18 protein-coding genes are annotated in these 15,676 nt (G+C 69.3%); 12 read left to right on the top strand and 6 right to left on the bottom strand.

Features of this window, described 5'->3' with window-relative positions; translation table 11 throughout:
* Nucleotides 1–2 precede the first annotated feature (2 nt).
* The 9 genes from SPHPH_RS0115415 to SPHPH_RS0115375 all read left to right on the top strand — a co-directional run bounded on the left by SPHPH_RS0115415 (nucleotide 3) and on the right by SPHPH_RS0115375 (nucleotide 8,032).
* Nucleotides 3–2,507 (top strand): flagellar hook-length control protein FliK, encoded by a 2,505-nt coding sequence (locus SPHPH_RS0115415; protein WP_156026048.1) that lies wholly within the window; start codon nucleotides 3–5, stop codon nucleotides 2,505–2,507.
* 16 nt (nucleotides 2,508–2,523) lie between these two features.
* Complete coding sequence (locus SPHPH_RS0115410; protein WP_028967504.1) at nucleotides 2,524–3,207, top strand: flagellar basal body-associated FliL family protein; 684 nt, start codon at nucleotides 2,524–2,526, stop codon at nucleotides 3,205–3,207.
* A 6-nt stretch (nucleotides 3,208–3,213) separates the two neighbouring features.
* On the top strand, nucleotides 3,214–4,152 hold the full coding sequence (locus SPHPH_RS0115405; protein ID WP_028967503.1) for a flagellar motor switch protein FliM: 939 nt from the start codon (nucleotides 3,214–3,216) through the stop codon (nucleotides 4,150–4,152).
* Nucleotides 4,149–4,439 (top strand): flagellar motor switch protein FliN, encoded by a 291-nt coding sequence (fliN, locus tag SPHPH_RS0115400; RefSeq protein WP_028967502.1) that lies wholly within the window; start codon nucleotides 4,149–4,151, stop codon nucleotides 4,437–4,439. The genes SPHPH_RS0115405 and fliN overlap by 4 nt, the downstream gene beginning before the upstream one ends.
* 14 nt (nucleotides 4,440–4,453) lie before the next feature.
* A complete protein-coding gene (locus tag SPHPH_RS0115395) occupies nucleotides 4,454–4,732 on the top strand; it encodes a flagellar biosynthetic protein FliO (RefSeq protein WP_028967501.1) in 279 nt (92 codons plus the stop codon).
* A gap of 11 nt (nucleotides 4,733–4,743) precedes the next feature.
* Nucleotides 4,744–5,625: a flagellar type III secretion system pore protein FliP gene (gene fliP / locus SPHPH_RS0115390; RefSeq protein ID WP_037489769.1), complete on the top strand. Its 882-nt coding sequence runs from the start codon at nucleotides 4,744–4,746 to the stop codon at nucleotides 5,623–5,625.
* Between the two features lie 116 nt (nucleotides 5,626–5,741).
* On the top strand, nucleotides 5,742–6,023 hold the full coding sequence (fliQ, locus tag SPHPH_RS0115385) for a flagellar biosynthesis protein FliQ (RefSeq protein ID WP_028967499.1): 282 nt from the start codon (nucleotides 5,742–5,744) through the stop codon (nucleotides 6,021–6,023).
* A 111-nt stretch (nucleotides 6,024–6,134) separates the two neighbouring features.
* Nucleotides 6,135–6,908, top strand: a complete 774-nt coding sequence (fliR, locus tag SPHPH_RS0115380; RefSeq protein ID WP_028967498.1) for a flagellar biosynthetic protein FliR — start codon at nucleotides 6,135–6,137, stop codon at nucleotides 6,906–6,908.
* Nucleotides 6,908–8,032 carry an EscU/YscU/HrcU family type III secretion system export apparatus switch protein gene (locus SPHPH_RS0115375; RefSeq protein ID WP_028967497.1) on the top strand — a complete coding sequence of 375 codons (1,125 nt, stop codon included), beginning with the start codon at nucleotides 6,908–6,910 and terminating at the stop codon, nucleotides 8,030–8,032. Before fliR ends, SPHPH_RS0115375 begins: the two co-directional genes overlap by 1 nt.
* 21 nt (nucleotides 8,033–8,053) lie before the next feature.
* On the opposite strand, the gene SPHPH_RS21330 is transcribed toward SPHPH_RS0115375, so the two are convergent.
* Nucleotides 8,054–8,230: a hypothetical protein gene (locus tag SPHPH_RS21330; RefSeq protein WP_162143933.1), complete on the bottom strand. Its 177-nt coding sequence runs from the start codon at nucleotides 8,228–8,230 to the stop codon at nucleotides 8,054–8,056.
* Between SPHPH_RS21330 and fliD the strand changes: the two genes are divergently transcribed.
* Both fliD and SPHPH_RS0115365 read left to right on the top strand, forming a co-directional pair.
* Nucleotides 8,223–9,617 (top strand): flagellar filament capping protein FliD, encoded by a 1,395-nt coding sequence (gene fliD, locus SPHPH_RS0115370; RefSeq protein WP_051273049.1) that lies wholly within the window; start codon nucleotides 8,223–8,225, stop codon nucleotides 9,615–9,617. The genes SPHPH_RS21330 and fliD overlap by 8 nt on opposite strands.
* A gap of 19 nt (nucleotides 9,618–9,636) precedes the next feature.
* Nucleotides 9,637–10,035 carry a flagellar export chaperone FliS gene (locus SPHPH_RS0115365; RefSeq protein WP_028967495.1) on the top strand — a complete coding sequence of 133 codons (399 nt, stop codon included), beginning with the start codon at nucleotides 9,637–9,639 and terminating at the stop codon, nucleotides 10,033–10,035.
* A gap of 123 nt (nucleotides 10,036–10,158) precedes the next feature.
* Here SPHPH_RS0115365 and SPHPH_RS0115360 read toward each other — a convergent pair whose 3' ends face one another.
* The 5 genes from SPHPH_RS0115360 to argH form a co-directional block, all read right to left on the bottom strand.
* A complete protein-coding gene (locus tag SPHPH_RS0115360; RefSeq protein WP_028967494.1) occupies nucleotides 10,159–11,115 on the bottom strand; it encodes a zinc transporter ZntB in 957 nt (318 codons plus the stop codon).
* Nucleotides 11,112–11,867 carry a precorrin-2 dehydrogenase/sirohydrochlorin ferrochelatase family protein gene (locus SPHPH_RS0115355; RefSeq protein ID WP_028967493.1) on the bottom strand — a complete coding sequence of 252 codons (756 nt, stop codon included), beginning with the start codon at nucleotides 11,865–11,867 and terminating at the stop codon, nucleotides 11,112–11,114. The genes SPHPH_RS0115360 and SPHPH_RS0115355 overlap by 4 nt, the downstream gene beginning before the upstream one ends.
* Nucleotides 11,868–12,105: 238 nt before the next feature.
* Nucleotides 12,106–13,362, bottom strand: coding sequence for a diaminopimelate decarboxylase (lysA, locus tag SPHPH_RS0115350; protein ID WP_028967492.1), 1,257 nt, complete (start codon nucleotides 13,360–13,362; stop codon nucleotides 12,106–12,108).
* 19 nt (nucleotides 13,363–13,381) lie between these two features.
* Nucleotides 13,382–13,618 carry a hypothetical protein gene (locus SPHPH_RS0115345; RefSeq protein WP_028967491.1) on the bottom strand — a complete coding sequence of 79 codons (237 nt, stop codon included), beginning with the start codon at nucleotides 13,616–13,618 and terminating at the stop codon, nucleotides 13,382–13,384.
* Complete coding sequence (gene argH, locus SPHPH_RS0115340; protein WP_028967490.1) at nucleotides 13,615–14,973, bottom strand: argininosuccinate lyase; 1,359 nt, start codon at nucleotides 14,971–14,973, stop codon at nucleotides 13,615–13,617. The genes SPHPH_RS0115345 and argH overlap by 4 nt, the downstream gene beginning before the upstream one ends.
* Before the next feature lie 16 nt (nucleotides 14,974–14,989).
* On the opposite strand from argH, the gene SPHPH_RS0115335 reads away from it, so the two are divergent.
* Nucleotides 14,990–15,565 carry a TlpA family protein disulfide reductase gene (locus SPHPH_RS0115335; protein ID WP_028967489.1) on the top strand — a complete coding sequence of 192 codons (576 nt, stop codon included), beginning with the start codon at nucleotides 14,990–14,992 and terminating at the stop codon, nucleotides 15,563–15,565.
* Nucleotides 15,566–15,676 lie beyond the last annotated feature (111 nt).

Below are 15,676 nucleotides of genomic sequence, written 5' to 3'. Positions count from 1 at the left end.
CCTTGACCACGATCGCAAGCCTTCTCCTGACGACGGCACCGGGCGCGATGCTGCCGGGTGCGGCCTCGCCCAAGCCGGGCGTGGCGGGCGCGAGCGGCGACTTCCTGAAGCTGGTGCTGCCCGGCTGCGGCGATGGCGTCGCGGTCGGCGTGCCGACGGTCGTGGGGGAGCCGGGGCGGCAGGATCTTGCCGGTACCGGCACCGGGCTGCCGCTGGTCGATGCCGCGATCCCGACCGGCGAGGCGGCGCTGGCGTGGCTGGCCGATGCGACCGGCGTGGCGGTCCCCCCGCCGCCGCCGGCGCTCGCGACGCCCGCCGAGGTGGCGGTTCCCGTAGCGACGGTAGTTCCCGGCACTGTAGTAGCGCCGACGCCAGAGCCGACGCCGGCCGCCGAACCGGCGGCGCGCCCGCGGCTGCGCGTCGTCACCCTCGATCCGCCCGTTCAGCCGCCGCTGACCAAAAGCGACATCGATGCGACCGACACGATTGCAAAGGCGGTCGCGCATGACCACGCCGATCGGGACGCGTCGATCGCTTCCACCGAAACGCCGCCCCCCCCCACAGACGCGCTGACGATTACCGCTGACGCAACGACCGCGACGGTAGAGCCGCCCGCAACCACCCCGCACGCCCCGGTGCCGGTCGCCGACGTTCAGGCCACGCTGGCGGCGTCGCCCCCCGCAGTGCCGTCGATCGTCACGTCGCCGGAGCGGAGCACCGAAACGCCGACCGTCGTCACGCCGGCCCACGCGACGACTCCGCGTCGCGCGACGCAGCTTTCCGCGGTGGTTTCCCCGCATGTAACCGCACCGACTGCCGAACCGACCACGACAACGCCGACCGCCTCGCCCGAGGAAGCCGCAGTCGCCCAGACCCGGACTCCGCCTGCAACGGCGACGGCGACGATCGTCCCGCTTCCCGCCACCCGCGCGGCGGACGCGATCGTCCCGCCGCAGGCCGCCCCATCATCCGCCGATCCTGCTCCTGCGCCGCAACCCGCCGCTCCCGCCCCGGCAGCGGCGTCGGCCCCTCCACGCCCCACGCCGGGTCCGGCGGCCACGTCCCGGCGCGGTGTCACCGCTCCTATCAGCGCGTCGAACGCACCGGCGACCGTCCCCCAACCGGAACAGCCCGCGCGTCCAGACATCTTGTCGAGCGCACCGGCTATCGTCACCCAACTGGAACAGACCCCGCGCGGTGCCAGCGCTCCCGACATCGTGTCGGGCGCAACGCCTCCCCTCGCCCAACCCCGACAGCCCGCGCGCGCCACCCTCGCGCCGACGCCGCTTCGCGACCCGAACGCAGCCGCTCCCGTCACGAAGCCGGACGAAGCGGGTCAGCCGCCGATTGTCGAGATCGCCCCCGACCTCGCCGCCGCGATCGTTCAGGACGCCGCACCCTCCCGCACCGCTCCAACGTCGACCATCCGCGTCGACATGCCATCCGCCGCCGCGACGTCGATCGCAGCGACCCCGACGCGCACGCTCGCCGTCGAAAGCCCACGTCCAGCGGCTCGAACGGTCGACGCGCCCAGCACCGAGGCTGCTATTTTGACGCCGGTCGCGGCACCGGCGGCCGCGAACGATGCTCCCGCCGCGACGCAAACCGCGCCCGCCGAAACGGCGCCGGCAGGCACCGACGTCGCCACCGCTTCGCCGCTGCGCACCGCTCCCGTCGCACCATCCACCCCGATCATCGCCAGCGCCGCAACGGTCCAGGTCGATGCACCGATCGTCACCCCGGCCCCGATTGCCGCGACGCCGCCCGCACCACAGCCGGTCATTTCGACCACGGACGTGTCCCCCGCCGCGACCACATCGGCACCCGTGGCGGCGATCGAAACGCCCCCGGCCGACGCTCCCGCTGTCCGCGACACGCCGCGCGCAGCACCCGCGCCTGCTCAGGTCGCCACCGACGCCGCCCCCGCGCCGGCGATTGCCAGCGCCGCCCGCACCTTCGCCGAGGCGATCCACCGCGCCGTCACCGCCGAGGATCGCGCCCGCCCCGCCGATCCGGCCGCCCCGATCACACAACCGCAGGCGACCGCCGCGATCTCCGCCGCCGCGGTCACCGCGACCGGCCAGGCGCAGCAGCAGACGCTCGACATGCGCCAGCCGCACTGGCCCGCGGCGATGATCCAGCACATCGAGAAGCTGCGCGACATGGCCGATTCCAATGACATGCGCATCCGCGTCGTCCCCGACGCGCTCGGCTCGATCGACGTCGTGCTGCGCCGCGAGGGCGATAGCGTGCAGGTCCAGCTGACCGCCGAACAACCGCAGACGCGCGCGATGCTCGCCGATGCGCAGCCGCGACTCACCGAAATGGCCGAGGCGCGCGGGCTGAAGCTCCACCATGCGCAGCCCGGCGGCGCGAGCGCGCAGGGCGACCGCCAGCCCTCGCAACAACAGCAGCAACAACGCGCCGCGCCGGTCCCGGCCGCGCCGCCTTCCGCCCGTCGGGCCGCCACCGCGGATACCGACGACACCGACCAGCGTATCGCATGACTAAGGGAAACGACCGATGAGTGACGCTCCGGCCGCAGACGCCGCGCCCAAGAAAAAGGGCAAGATGAAGATGATCGTGATCGGCGCCGTCGGCGTCATCGTCCTGTTGGGCGGTGGCGTCGGGGCCGGTCTGTATGCCGCCGGCTCGGGCATGGTCGGCGGGGGCGGCGGCGAAAAAGCAGCCGCGCACGAAGACCCGAACAAGCCCAAGCTCGTCCCCAAGAGCGAGCAGAAGCACGCCGGTGAGGGCGGCGAAGGCGGCGAGGGTGGTGAGGGCGGCCACGGCGGTGGCGAAGCCAAGGCCGAGGGCGGCGGCGAGGGCGAAGGCGGTGCCAGCGAGTCGCACGGCGCACCGACCCCGGAGGGTCATGGCGGCGAGCCCTATGCCTCGAACTATTACGCGATGGAGAAGGAGTTCACCTCGAACCTGCAGGATTCGGTGCACTTCATCCAGATCGGGCTGGCCGTGTCGACGCCCTATGACGACAAGGTCATCTCGAATCTGAAGACCAACGACATTGCGATTCGCTCGGCGATCCTGCTGACGCTGGGCGACACGCCCGAGGATCAGGTGTTCACCGGAACCGGCAAGGCGCAGCTTCAGAAACGGCTCGTCGCGACGATCAACCAGGTTCTGCGCGAAAAGGAGGGGTTTGGCGGGATCAGTAACGTCTACTTTACCACTTTCGTGGTTCAGTGAACGGAGATGGTTAACACGCCCTCCTCCCTGGACGCCGGATTCGACTCCGGTACGCCGATCGGCCCTGCTGCCGCATTGGGCGGGGGGAGCGGCGCGCCCGCGAAGCTGCATCCGTTCGGCGATCTGCACACGTTGCAGCATCTGTCGGCGCGCGCCGCCCGCGGGGTTCGCCAGACGTTCGAGGGCTATTGGCGCGCCGAGACGCGCGCCTGGGCCGAGCCGCTGGAGGTGCTGCGGCTCGCCGACTATCGCGCGGCGCGTGGCGACAAGCTGACCGCGTGGCTGCCGCTGTCGATGGACGGACGCCCGGCGCTGTGCGTGCTCGACAGCCAGTTCGTCGTCGAGATCATCGACCTGTTCTTCGGCGGCACCGGCGACGTCTCGCCGGTGCTCGCGCTCGAATTCACCCCGGCCTGCGACGTGATCGTAGCGCGCATCGCCAAGGCATTGGCCCGCGCGCTGGAAACCGCATGGGAGCCGCTGGCACGCGCGCGCTTCACCGCCGAGCCGTTCGAGCTGGGCGGGAGCATGATCCCGGGCGTCGAGGGCGACGAGGTGGTGATCGCCACCCGCTTCGCGATCGCGCGCGGCAGCGCCAAGCCGGCGTTCGTCGACATCCTCTATCCGGTTGCGACGCTGAAGCCGCACACGGTCGCGCTGACTGGCAAGGTCGTCGCCAAGCCCAGCGAGGTCGACGCCGAATGGCGCACCCAGCTGACGCGCGCGGCGATGGGCGTACGCTTCCCGGTCCGCTCGGTGCTCGCCGAGCCGACCATCCCGCTCTCGCGGCTCATGGATCTCAAGGAAGGCGACATCATCCCGATCAGCTTCGGCGCGGACGTGCCGATCGTGGTCGGCGGGATGGCGCTGGGGCTGGGCACCGTGGGCACGTCCAACGGCCGCGCGGCCATTCGCATCTCCAAGTTCGAAGGACCCCTGCAATGAACGACATGACCGGCGGATTCGCGATCGACGCCGCCGTCGCCGCCAACCTGCGGCTTCTGCAGGGCGTCGACGTGAAGCTGACCGTCGAGATCGGCTCGACCACCTTGTCGCTGCGCGAATTGCTCGCGCTGGGCGAATCGAGCGTGATCGAGCTGGACCGGCAGGCGGGCGAGCTGCTCGACGTGCTGGTCAACGGCACGCTGATCGGTCGCGGCGAGATCGTGACGGTCGGCGAGCGCTACGGCGTCAAGATGACCGAGCTGGTCTCGCCCGAGAAGCGCGGCTGAGGGGCACGCACGCGATGATGTGGACCTATATCCTGAAGCTGGTCGTGATGCTCCCGCTCGTCTGCGGGTTGATGATTGGCTGCCTGTACCTGTGGCGTCGGCTCGAGGCGCGGATGCCGGGTAAGCCGTCGACGCGCGGCATCGCGGTGCGCGAGACGATGATGATCTCGCCGGGCGTCAAGCTGGCGGTGGTCGATTTCGAGGGGCGTCGGCTGCTCGTGTCAGTCAACCGCGCCGGGGTGACGCTGGTCGACAAGGCCGAAGGGCGCGTGCCGGTGGAGCCCGCCGCGTGAGCGCCTCGGCGATGCACAGCGGCGCGCTGATCCGCCCGCGCGCACGGACCGCGGGCAAAAGGTCGCACCTGATCCTCGCATTGCTCGCGATCGTCGTGGCGCTGTGCGTCGCGATGCCGGCGCTGGCGCAGAACTTCCCTGCCCCGTCGCAGCCGGCGGTACAGGGTGCCCCGGCGGCGCCCGCACCGGGCGTCGGCGACGCGGTCGATCGCGCGCTCGGGCAATTGTCGCGCGGCGATGCCGGCGCGCAGAACAACAACGGCTCGCTGTCGCTGTCGTTGCAAGTGCTCATCATCATGGGCCTGCTCACGGTGCTGCCAGGCATCGTGCTGATGATGACCAGCTTCACGCGGATCATCATCGTGCTGTCGATTTTGCGGCAGGCGATGGGGCTGCAACAGACCCCGCCCAACCAGGTGCTGATCGGCCTGTCGCTGTTCCTCAGCTTCTTCATCATGGCGCCGACGATCAACCAGATCAACACGACCGCGATTCAGCCCTATTCGCAGGGGCGGATGAACGGCACGCAGCTGATCCAGACCGCCGCCGCACCGCTGCACGCCTTCATGTCCAAGCAGACGCGCGTGAAGGACGTGACGATGTTCGCGCAGATGGCAAAGTCCGGCCCCTATGCGTCGCCGAACGACATCCCGTACTCGGTGCTGCTGCCGGCGTTCGTCACCTCGGAACTGAAGACCGCGTTCCAGATCGGCTTCCTGCTGTTCCTGCCGTTCATCGTCATCGACCTGGTCGTCGCCACCGTGCTGATGGCGCTCGGCATGGCGATGCTTAGCCCGACGATCATCTCGCTGCCATTCAAATTGCTGTTGTTCGTGCTGGTCGATGGCTGGGCGCTGACGATGGGCAGTCTGGCAAATTCGTTCGCCACTTAGCCTTCCGTCATTCCCGCGAAGGCGGGAAACCAGAACCTCCGACGTACCGACTCCATCGCCAGACCTGCGCATCTGGATTCCCGCCTCCGCGGGAATGACGAAGAGAGAATAGTGACATGCAACCGCTCGTCGACGCCGATTACTTCCTGACCGTCGCCAACCAGACCATGTGGGTGCTGGCGCTCGTCTCCGCGCCGATCCTGATCCCGGCGTTGCTGTCGGGGCTGATCCTCGGGATGGTGCAGGCCGCGACCTCGATCAACGAACAGACGCTGAGCTTCGTCCCGAAGCTGATCGTCGTCGCGGTGTCGATCATGGTGTTCGGCGCGATGATCCTCGGGCTGCTGAGCGACTTCACCACCGAGATCTTCGCGCGCATCCCGGATCTGGTCCACTAACCTTGGGCCAGACCCTCCCCGTCGCCCCGGCGCAGGTCGGGGTCCAGAGCCGCAAGCGTGGTTCTGCGTGGCTCTGGACCCCGGCCTGCGCCGGGGTGACGGAGGCGTAAGGTGCTGGGCTTTGGCTTAAGCATCGAACCGCAACTCTGGGCGCTGATCTTCGTGATGATCCGCGTCGGCGCGGCGTTCATCGCGGCACCCGTGTTCGGCAACGTCTCCGTGCCCTTGCCGGTGCGGATCACGCTGTCGGGCGCGGTCGGGGTGCTGGTGCTCGGCACCACATCGATCCAGCAGCCGCCGACGATCTTCGCGCTCGCCACCTTCGTGGCGGTCGCGGCCGAAGCACTGGTCGGGCTCGCGATGGGCTTCATCGTCCAGATCGCCTTCGCCGCACCATTGGTGGCGGGCGAGATCATCGGCGGATCGATGGGGATCGGCTTCGCCAATATGATCGACCCCAATTCGGGGCGCTCCAGCCCGGCGGTCGGCCAGTTCCTGTCGATCCTGCTGACCTTGCTGTTCCTGTCGCTCGACGGGCATCTGGTGCTCGTCGACATGGTGGTGAAGAGCTACACCGCGCTGCCGCCCGGCGCGGCGTGGATGAACGCGGCGCAGCTGCGCGACATCGCGCTGTTCGGCGGCTATGCGTTCATGGCCGGGCTGTTGCTCGCGCTGCCGGTCGGCTTCCTGCTGCTGTGCCTCAACCTGGTGATGGGGATGGTGTCGCGCTCGGCGCCGTCGCTCAACCTGTTCTCGATCGGCCTGCCCGCCAGCCTTGCGGTCGGCGTAATCAGCCTCGCGATCGCGCTGCCCGCGATGGGCGATTACATGCAGGTGATCGTCCGTGAAGGGCTCGCCGCCGCGCAAAGCCTGGTGCTCGGCTGATGTCGGAGGGTGGCGACAAGACAGAAGCCCCAACCCAGAAGCGTCGCGACGACGCCAAGGAGAAGGGCGATGTCCTCAAGAGCCGCGATCTCGCAACCGCGTTCGTCGTGCTGGCCGGCATCACGTGGATCATGTTCTTCGGCCCGGCGCTGCTCGCGGCGTGTCGCGAGGTGATGGCGGCGAGCTTCAGCTTCGGGCGCGCCGATGTCGAGGATTTCCAGCCGTGGCGCCCGCTGGTGCAGGCCGGGTGGAAGCTCGCCGCGCCGCTCGGCACGCTGTTCGCGATCACGATCGCCGCCGCGATCGCCAGCCAGGCCGGGCTCGGCTCGCTCAGCTTCAACGCCAAATTGCTCGCGCCCAAGGCATCACGGATCAATCCCGGCTCCGGGATCATGCGCATCGTCGGGATGCAGGGCTGGATCGAACTCGGCAAATCGCTGCTCAAGGTGACGTTGCTGGGCGCGATCGGCGCGTGGATGCTGCGGCAGACCGCGCATTTCAGCTTCGGGCTCGCCGCCTCGAACCTGCCGGTCGCGCTCGCTGGGCTGGGGTCGACGCTGACCCACGTCCTGCTCGTCATGTCGATGGGGCTGGTCGCGATCGGCATGATCGACGTGCCGACCCAGATCATGCAGCTGCTCAAGAAGCTGCGCATGACCAAGCAGGAGGTCAAGGACGAGCATAAGGAGAGCGAGGGCAACCCCGAGATGAAGGGGCATATGCGCATGAAGCAGCGCGAAATGCTGTCCGGGGGGATGCACAAGGCGCTCGACCAGGCGCATGTCGTACTCACCAACCCGACGCATTTCGCGGTCGCGTTGCGCTACGAACGTGGGCGCGACGAGGTGCCGGTGGTGGTCGCCAAGGGGCGCGGCGCGCTGGCGCTCGCGATCCGGTCCGCCGCGAAGGACCGCGCGCTGCCGATCCTCGAGTATCCGGCGCTGGCGCGCGCCGTTTACTATACCAGCCGCGAGGGACAGGAGGTGCGCGACGATCTGTACCTCGCCATCGCCACCGTGCTGGCTTTTGTCTTTGGACTCAATGCGCAAGCCGGCGGAACGCAACCGCCGGTCGACGTGCCCGACACCGCACGTTTCGACGAAAATGGTGTCCGACAGTCATAAAGAATCGCCGCGCGCGGCCGTTTAGGAGAGCATCATGGCGACGATCAGCAGCACCAGCACGAGCAGCACGGCGACGACGACGAAAACGTCGTCGGCGACCGCGTCGTCGACCACCAAGACGTCGACCGCATCCTCGATCAACAAGTCGACCGCCAACTCGATCCTGACCTCGCTCGGCTCGGGCTCGGGTGTGGACACCGACACGCTCGTCACGCAGTTGGTCGACGCGCAGTTCGCCGCCAAGCGCGCGCAGATCACCGCCAAGACCGACAAGCTGACCGCGCAGATTTCCGACGCCGCGACGCTCAAGAATTTCGTCAGCGACTTCGCCAAGGCGGTCAACACGCTCGTCACTGGCGGCTCGCTCGCGACGCAGCCGAACGTCAGCGATCCGAAGGTCGCCGGCGCGACCGCGATTTCCGGTGCGCCGATGTCGGCCACCGCCTCGGCGAACGTCACCGTCACCTCGCTCGCCACCGTCCAGACGGTTACCAGCGCGAAGCTGGGCAAGACCGACCAGTTCGGCACCGGCAAGCTGACGATCAACATCGGCACCGCGAATTACACCGCGGGCAAGATGGACGGCCTGACCGTCGGCAAGGCCAGCGACGGCACCGACCTGAGCTTCGACGTCGACATCGCGCCGCCCAACGACACGCTGTCGGGGATCGCCGCCGCGATCAACGCCAAGAACACCGGCGTCACCGCCGCGATCATCACCGACGCCGATGGCGGCGCGTTCCTGTCGCTGAAGGGGCAGAGCGGCACCGCGCAGGCGTTTTCGGTGAAGGGCACCGGCGGCACGCTCGATACGCTCAGCATCGGGCCGGATGCGACCGCGACCTCGAAGATGGCGGTCGTCGGCAAGTCCGCCAACGCCGAATTGTCGGTCGACGGCGTCACCGTCCAGCGTCCCAGCAATGAGATCAGCGATCTGATCCCCGGCGTGAAGCTGACGCTGGCCGGCACCGGTTCGATGACGCTGACCGGCACGCGCCCCGACACCGCGCTGACCAACGGCGTCAAGGATTTCGTCGAGACCTTCAACCAGTTGCTCAACGAGGTGAAGCAGCAGACCAATGCGGTCGACGGCAGCCTGCGCGCCGATCCCGCCGCCAAGCAGCTGCTGCGCAACCTGCAGGGCTTTGCGAGCAAGACCTTGCTCCCCGATGCAGCGCCGGGCACGCCCTCCACGCTGGCCGGGATCGGCGTCACCACCGACAAGACCACCGGCGAGCTGACGATCGACGACGCCGCGCTGACCAAGGCGATGAAGGACTCGCCCGATGCGATCCAGGCGATGTTCACGCCCAACAGCTTCGGCGCGACCGGCATCAACGCCGCGATGCAGTCATTGAAGCTCTCGTCGGGCAGCACGCTCTACGGGCTCGGCGCAACCGACCTGAAGCTCCGCAAGGCGCAGGACGATCTGACCAAGGAAAGCGCCAAGATCGACGAACAGTCGACGCGGTTCTCGGCGCGGCTGACGCAGCAATATGCCAGCATGAACTCTCGCGTATCGGCCTACAAGCAGACGCAGTCGTTCATGAAGCAGCAGATCGACGGCTGGTACAAGTCGAGCTGATCGGGAGAGACGACAGATCATGGCCTACGCCTCTTCCCTGCTGCGCGATCCGGCGCGCACCTATCGCGAGATCGACCTCGCGGGCCGCACCGCTGCGGCCGACGGCCCGGCGCTCGTCCAGCTGCTCTACGAGGAGCTGACGCAGGCGCTGCGCGTCGCCGCCTGGGCGGCCGATCACAAGCAGTTCGCCACCCGCAGCGAACGCATCACCCGCGCCACCGCGATCCTGTTCGCGCTGGAAGCCAATCTCGATTTCGAGAAGGGCGGCGACGTGTCGCGCGCGCTGGCACGCTTCTATGGTGGCTGCCGGCGGCAGGTGATCGAGGCGAGCATCGGCACCGACGGCAGCCCGTTCCGCGCCGTCGCCGCCGAGCTGGAGGAAATCGCCAGCGCCTGGCGTCAGGCGCGCGCGGCGTAAAGCGACGTCCGTCATTCCCGCGAAGGCGGGGATCCAGACGCGCAGGTCTTCGAAGGAGTTGCTGCCGTTAGAGGTTCTGGATCCCCGCCTTCGCGGGGATGACGGACGCGACAGCGCGCGCGCCTAGCCCTTGAACCAGTGCCGCTGGACGAACCAGATCACGATCCCCGCCGCGATCACCGCGCACGCGCCCGCGATCGCGTCGAACGCCCACGGTTCCTCGGCATAGGGAAGCCCCTTGACGTTCATCCCGTACAGTCCGGTCAGGAACGTCAGCGGCAGGAAGATCATCGCCACCATCGCGATCACCAGGCTGCGCTGGTCGAGCTGTTCGGCGCGCAGGTCGGTCAGCGCCTCGTGCATCAGCGCGGCGCGCTCGCGAATCGACTCCACCTCCTCGGCCATGCGCGCGGCGCGGTCGGCGGCGGCGGACAGATGCGCGCGATCGTCTTCCGCCAGCCAGTCGCCGGGCAACGTCGCCAGCCGCTCCAGCGCGGCGCGCTGTGGGCTGAGGAAGCGGCGGTAATTGATCGCCTCCGAGCGCATCCGCGTCACCGAACGGCGCAGCTCGAAGACGCGGTGCGCGCTCAGCTTCTGCTCGCAATCGTCGAGCCCGTCGCCGAGATCGGCGACGACCGGGTCGAGGTCCTCGGTGATCGCAGTGGCGATCGCCGCGATCAGGTCGCCGGGGTCGCGCAGCTCGCCGCGCTCCATCTGCTCCTCGACGCGCGCCAGCGTCACCAGTCGCTTGCGCGAGACGGTGATGACGCGCCCCTTGGTCGCCCAGATGCGGATGGAGGCGAGCACGTCCGAAGTGTCGAGCGGCTCGTCGGTACGCCCGCGCAGGTTGACGAACGCACCGTGCCCGATCTTCTCCGCACGCGGGCGCGTCTCGGCGGCGGTCAACGCGTCGACGGTAAAGGTGTCGAGCCCGGCGGCGTCGCGCAGCCACGCCTGCGCCTCGGCGGCGTTCGAGGCGAGATGAATCCATCGGAACGTCGCCTCCCCCGACAGCGCCGCCTTCGGTGCGACCTTGTCGACCTTGCCGTCCTCTCCGACGCGCCATGCCACGCCGCTCATGATCGCATTCCGATATCGACGGTCAGCCCGGTGCCGTCCGTCGGCGCTTCGTCGCATCGTTCACGCGCGGCGTCGGCGCGCGCCCGGTCGAGGATCGCGGCAGGGACGTCGGCGCGGTGCGTGACGCGGTCGGCGGCGGCGAGCAGCCGCGCCTGCCGCAGCGTGAGGTCGTCGGGGTCGCGCGAGGCGAGTTCGAGCCGCACGACGCCGGTCGTCGCCCGCCCGCCGAGCACCGCCGCCGCAGCGTCACGCCCGTCATAATCGGTCAGCGGATCGAGCGCAGCACCGGGTGCGAGCGCCGCGCCGATCGCGCGCCGCCGCGCGCCGCCATCGGGCAGCGCGGCGCGCAACGCCGCGCGCGCACCGTGCAGCGCCTCGGCGAGCCGCCCCAACGACGCGGGCAGCACCGCCTCCAGCCGCTGCCGCACCGCCGCCGCCAGCCCGGCCGAAACGCCGCCGGTGCCGATCGCGACCAGTACCGGCGCGCGGTCGACGATCGCGGGCAAGGTAAAGTCGCAGAGTTCGGGGCGGTCGACGGCATTCACCAGCACGCCGCGCGCCTTGAGCCGCGCGACTGCTTCGTCGTCATCGGCGACGATCGCGAGGCGGGCGTCGGAATGGTCCTCGCCGACGATCACCGCTCCCGCACGTTCGAGCAACCGCCGCTTCGGCTCCGCCGCCTCGCCCTCGCCGACGAGGATCACCGGGCGGCCGTTAAGGCGGACAAATAGCGGGAGGCTGTGGAGCGTCATGCCGCGCGACCCCACGCCGTCATTGCGAGCGCAGCGAAGCAATCCAGAGCGTTGCGCGCTTGGCTCTGGATTGCTTCGCTGCGCTCGCAATGACGAGGAAGGGCACTCCCCTCACTTCCCGTCACCCCGGCGGAGGCCGGGGTCCAGTGGCAAGCGGAGCGTTTGATGCGGCTACGTCCCCCAACTGGACCCCGGCCTTTGCCGGGGTGACGGTATACGGCAAAGGTCACGCCCGCCCCTACAGCCACTCCGGCACGCGCTCCGCGGCGAGGATCGTCTCCGCGGCGATGCGGTCGGCGACCACCGCATAGCGATCGCCATCGACCAGCACCTCGGGCACCAAGGCGCGGCTGTTGTAGGTCGACGCCATCGTCGCGCCATAGGCGCCGGCGGTACGCAGCACGGCGAGGTCGCCGCCCCGCACCGCGTCCATCTCGCGCGCCATCGCGAAGGTGTCGCCGGTCTCGCACACCGGGCCGGCGACGTTCGCCGTCATCCGTTCGCCGCTCGGCGTCACCGCATCGACATCGTGCCATGCGTCGTACAGCGCCGGACGCGCCAGATCGTTCATCGCCGCGTCGACGATCACATAGGGATGCACCACCCCCGGCTTCACCCAGATGACACGCGTCAGCAGCACCCCGGCATTGCCCGCGATCACGCGACCGGGCTCGAACATCAGTTGCACATCCCAGCCCTTGGTCACGCGCTCGACCATCGCGCCATATTCGGCCGGGGTGCGCGGATCGTCGCCGGCCTTGTAGCGGACGCCGAGCCCGCCGCCGAGATCGACGCGCGCCACCTCATGACCTGCTGCGCGCAGCTCGTCGGCCAGCGCCTTCACGCGGACATAGGCGGCTTCCAGCGGGGCGAGATCGAACAACTGGCTGCCGATGTGGATTGCAACGCCCTGCATCGACAGGCCAGGCAGCGCCGCCAGCCGCGCATACATCGCCGGCGCCTGATCGATCGGCACGCCGAACTTGTTCTCCTTACGCCCGGTCGAGATCTTGGCGTGCGTGCCCGCGTCGACGTCCGGGTTGACGCGCAGCACCGCGCGCGCGGTCAGTCCGCGTTCGTGCGCCAGCTGCGCGAGGACGATACCCTCTTCTTCCAGCTCGAGGTTGAACTGGCCAATTCCAGCCTGCAGCCCGCGCAGCAATTCGGCGCGCGTCTTGCCGACGCCCGAGAAGACGATCCCGCTCGCCGGGATACCGGCCGCCAACGCGCGCGCCATCTCGCCGCCGGAGACGACATCGGCGCCATAGCCCTCGGCGGCGACGACGCGCAGCACCGCCAGATTGGGATTGGCCTTGATCGCATAGGCGAGATGCACGTCCGGCACCCCCGACAGCGCATCGCGGAACGCGCGCGCCTGCGCGCGGAAGGCGGCGGCGGAATAGACGTAGACGGGGGTGCCCACCTCGTCGGCGATCCGGGTCAGCGGCACGCCCTCGCACCACAGGGCACCGTCGCGGTAATGAAAATGGTCCATGGTCACTCGCAGATAATCGTCAGCGTGGGGGAAGGTCGAACGGGTCGGGCTCCCGTTTCTGCGAGCTTTTGAGGACTTCCCCGGTGCGCTGCGGCCGCGCCTGTACCGAGGGGGTGAGCAGGTCGGCGACCGCCGGCTGTTGCGCCGCGCCGTAGGGCGTGACCGGCATCGGCTTGCCGGCCGCCGGCTTCAGCGCCTGCGTCGATCCGCACGCGGCGAGCGGCAGCGCGGCGACGAGCAGCAGCAGCGCCCTCATGCGCGCGCCGCCCGGATCGCGGCGCGGACATTGTCGGGCGCGGTGCCGCCGAAGCTCTTGCGGCTCGCCACCGACGCGTCGACCGACAGCACGCCGTAAACCGCATCGGTGATCCGCGCGTCGATCGCCTGCAGGTCGGCGAGCGGCACCTTGTCGAGCGTGCAGCCGAGCGCCTCGGCGCGGGCCACCGCGCGGCCGGTGATGTGATGCGCCTCGCGGAACGGCACATCGGCCTCGCGCACCAGCCAGTCCGCGAGGTCGGTCGCGGTGGCGAAGCCGCTTTCCGCCAACGCGCGCATCCGGTCGGTGCGGAAGGTGGCGCTCTCGATCATGCCGGTCATCGCCGCGATCGAGATCGCCAGCAGGTCGTGGCATTCGAAGACGGGCGGCTTGTCGTCCTGCATGTCCTTGGAATAGGCGAGCGGCAGCCCCTTCATCGTCACCATCAGGCTGACGAGGCAGCCGGTGATCCGCCCGCTGTGCCCGCGCACCAATTCGGCGGCGTCGGGGTTGCGCTTCTGCGGCATGATCGAGCTGCCGGTCGACCATTGATCGCTCAGCGACACGAAGCCGAACGGCTGCGACGCCCATAGCACGAACTCCTCGGCGAGCCGGCTGAGATGCAGCGAGCATTGCGCGGCGGCGGTCAGATAATCGAGCGCGAAGTCGCGGTCGCTGACCGAATCGAGGCTGTTGCGCGTCGGCCCGTCGAAGCCGAGCGCGGCGGCGGTGGCGTGGCGGTCGACCGGGAAGCCGGTCCCCGCCAGCGCCGCCGCACCCAGCGGGCAGAGATTGCCGCGCGCGCGATTGTCGCGGAAGCGGCTGATGTCGCGCGACACCATCTCGTGATAGGCCATCAGGTGATGGCCGAGCGTCACCGGCTGCGCGGATTGCAGATGCGTGAAGCCGGGCATCACGCTGCCGGCATGTTCCTCGGCGCGCGCCAGCAAGGCGGCATCGAGCGCGTCGAGCGCCGCCAGCACCTGATCGGTGGCGTCGCGCACCCACAGCCGGAAGTCGGTCGCGACCTGATCGTTGCGGCTGCGCGCGGTGTGGAGCCGCCCCGCAGCGGCACCGATCGCGTCGGACAACCGCGCCTCGGTCAGCATATGGATGTCTTCCATCGCCAGATCGTCGGGGACGCCGTCGGCGGCATACCCGGTCGCGACCTGCTCCAGCCCGTCGCGGATCGCCGCCGCGTCCGCCGGCGAGACGATCCCCTGTTCGGCGAGCATCGCGACATGCGCGCGGCTGCCCGCGACATCCTGCCGCCACATCCGCTTGTCGAAGGGGATGGAGGCGTTTATCTCGCGCATCACCGCGGCCGGCCCTTCGGCGAACCGCCCGCCCCACATCTGGTTGGAACCGCTCATGGCATCCCGCGTCGCGATCGTCTGTCTCCTCGGCACCGCGCTGGCTATGGCCGCGTGCGATAAGCCGTCCCCGGGCAACGGGCAAGCGGGGGTGGCGAGCAGCGACGAAGTCCCCGCCACGTCGGCGCCGAAGGTCGACAAGATCGACCGCAGCCACAAGGGCGAGGCGGCCCCCGACGTGTCCTTCACCCCGGCCGCAGGCGGCGCGGCGACGACGCTGGCGGCGTTCAAGGGCAAGCCGGTGCTGGTCAACCTGTGGGCGACGTGGTGCGCGCCATGCGTCAAGGAGATGCCGACGCTCGACGCCGCTGCCGCGACGCTGGGCGACAAGCTGCCGGTGCTCGCGATCAGCCAGGACATGGAGCCCGCCAAGGCCAACGCCTTCCTCGCGCAGCGCAAGTTCGCGAACCTGCGCCCGTTCCTCGACCCGAAGCTGGGGCTGAGCACCGGCTATGGTGCGAACCTGCCGACGACAATCCTGTACGGCGCCGACGGCAAGGAGATCTGGCGCGTGACCGGCGACATGGACTGGACGGGCGCGGAGGCAAAGAAGTTGCTCGCCGAAGCGGCGTAGGCGGCTCCGTTACCCCCACAACAAAGACCGTCATTCCCGCGAAGGCGGGAATCCAGACGCGCAGGTCTGTCGATGGAGGCGCGAAGGTCAGAGGTTCTGGATTCCCGCCTT

It is taken from the genome of Sphingomonas phyllosphaerae FA2 (assembly GCF_000427645.1).
Classification (GTDB): Bacteria; Pseudomonadota; Alphaproteobacteria; order Sphingomonadales; family Sphingomonadaceae; genus Sphingomonas; species Sphingomonas phyllosphaerae.
Note: the sequence above shows the minus strand (reverse complement) of the source record. Positions and strands in the feature narration are given on the sequence as shown.

Bases quoted from the DNA above. Each gene is read 5' to 3' on its own strand.
- SPHPH_RS0115410 (WP_028967504.1), top strand. From the start codon at position 2,524: ATGAGTGACGCTCCGGCCGCAGACGCCGCGCCCAAGAAAAAGGGCAAG.
- SPHPH_RS0115405 (WP_028967503.1), top strand. From the start codon at position 3,214: ATGGTTAACACGCCCTCCTCCCTGGACGCCGGATTCGACTCCGGTACG.
- fliN (WP_028967502.1), top strand. From the start codon at position 4,149: ATGAACGACATGACCGGCGGATTCGCGATCGACGCCGCCGTCGCCGCC.
- SPHPH_RS0115395 (WP_028967501.1), top strand. From the start codon at position 4,454: ATGATGTGGACCTATATCCTGAAGCTGGTCGTGATGCTCCCGCTCGTC.
- fliP (WP_037489769.1), top strand. From the start codon at position 4,744: ATGCACAGCGGCGCGCTGATCCGCCCGCGCGCACGGACCGCGGGCAAA.
- fliQ (WP_028967499.1), top strand. From the start codon at position 5,742: ATGCAACCGCTCGTCGACGCCGATTACTTCCTGACCGTCGCCAACCAG.
- SPHPH_RS0115375 (WP_028967497.1), top strand. From the start codon at position 6,908: ATGTCGGAGGGTGGCGACAAGACAGAAGCCCCAACCCAGAAGCGTCGC.
- SPHPH_RS0115365 (WP_028967495.1), top strand. From the start codon at position 9,637: ATGGCCTACGCCTCTTCCCTGCTGCGCGATCCGGCGCGCACCTATCGC.
- SPHPH_RS0115360 (WP_028967494.1), bottom strand. From the start codon at position 11,115: ATGAGCGGCGTGGCATGGCGCGTCGGAGAGGACGGCAAGGTCGACAAG.
- SPHPH_RS0115355 (WP_028967493.1), bottom strand. From the start codon at position 11,867: ATGACGCTCCACAGCCTCCCGCTATTTGTCCGCCTTAACGGCCGCCCG.
- lysA (WP_028967492.1), bottom strand. From the start codon at position 13,362: ATGGACCATTTTCATTACCGCGACGGTGCCCTGTGGTGCGAGGGCGTG.
- SPHPH_RS0115345 (WP_028967491.1), bottom strand. From the start codon at position 13,618: ATGAGGGCGCTGCTGCTGCTCGTCGCCGCGCTGCCGCTCGCCGCGTGC.
- argH (WP_028967490.1), bottom strand. From the start codon at position 14,973: ATGTGGGGCGGGCGGTTCGCCGAAGGGCCGGCCGCGGTGATGCGCGAG.
- SPHPH_RS0115335 (WP_028967489.1), top strand. From the start codon at position 14,990: ATGGCATCCCGCGTCGCGATCGTCTGTCTCCTCGGCACCGCGCTGGCT.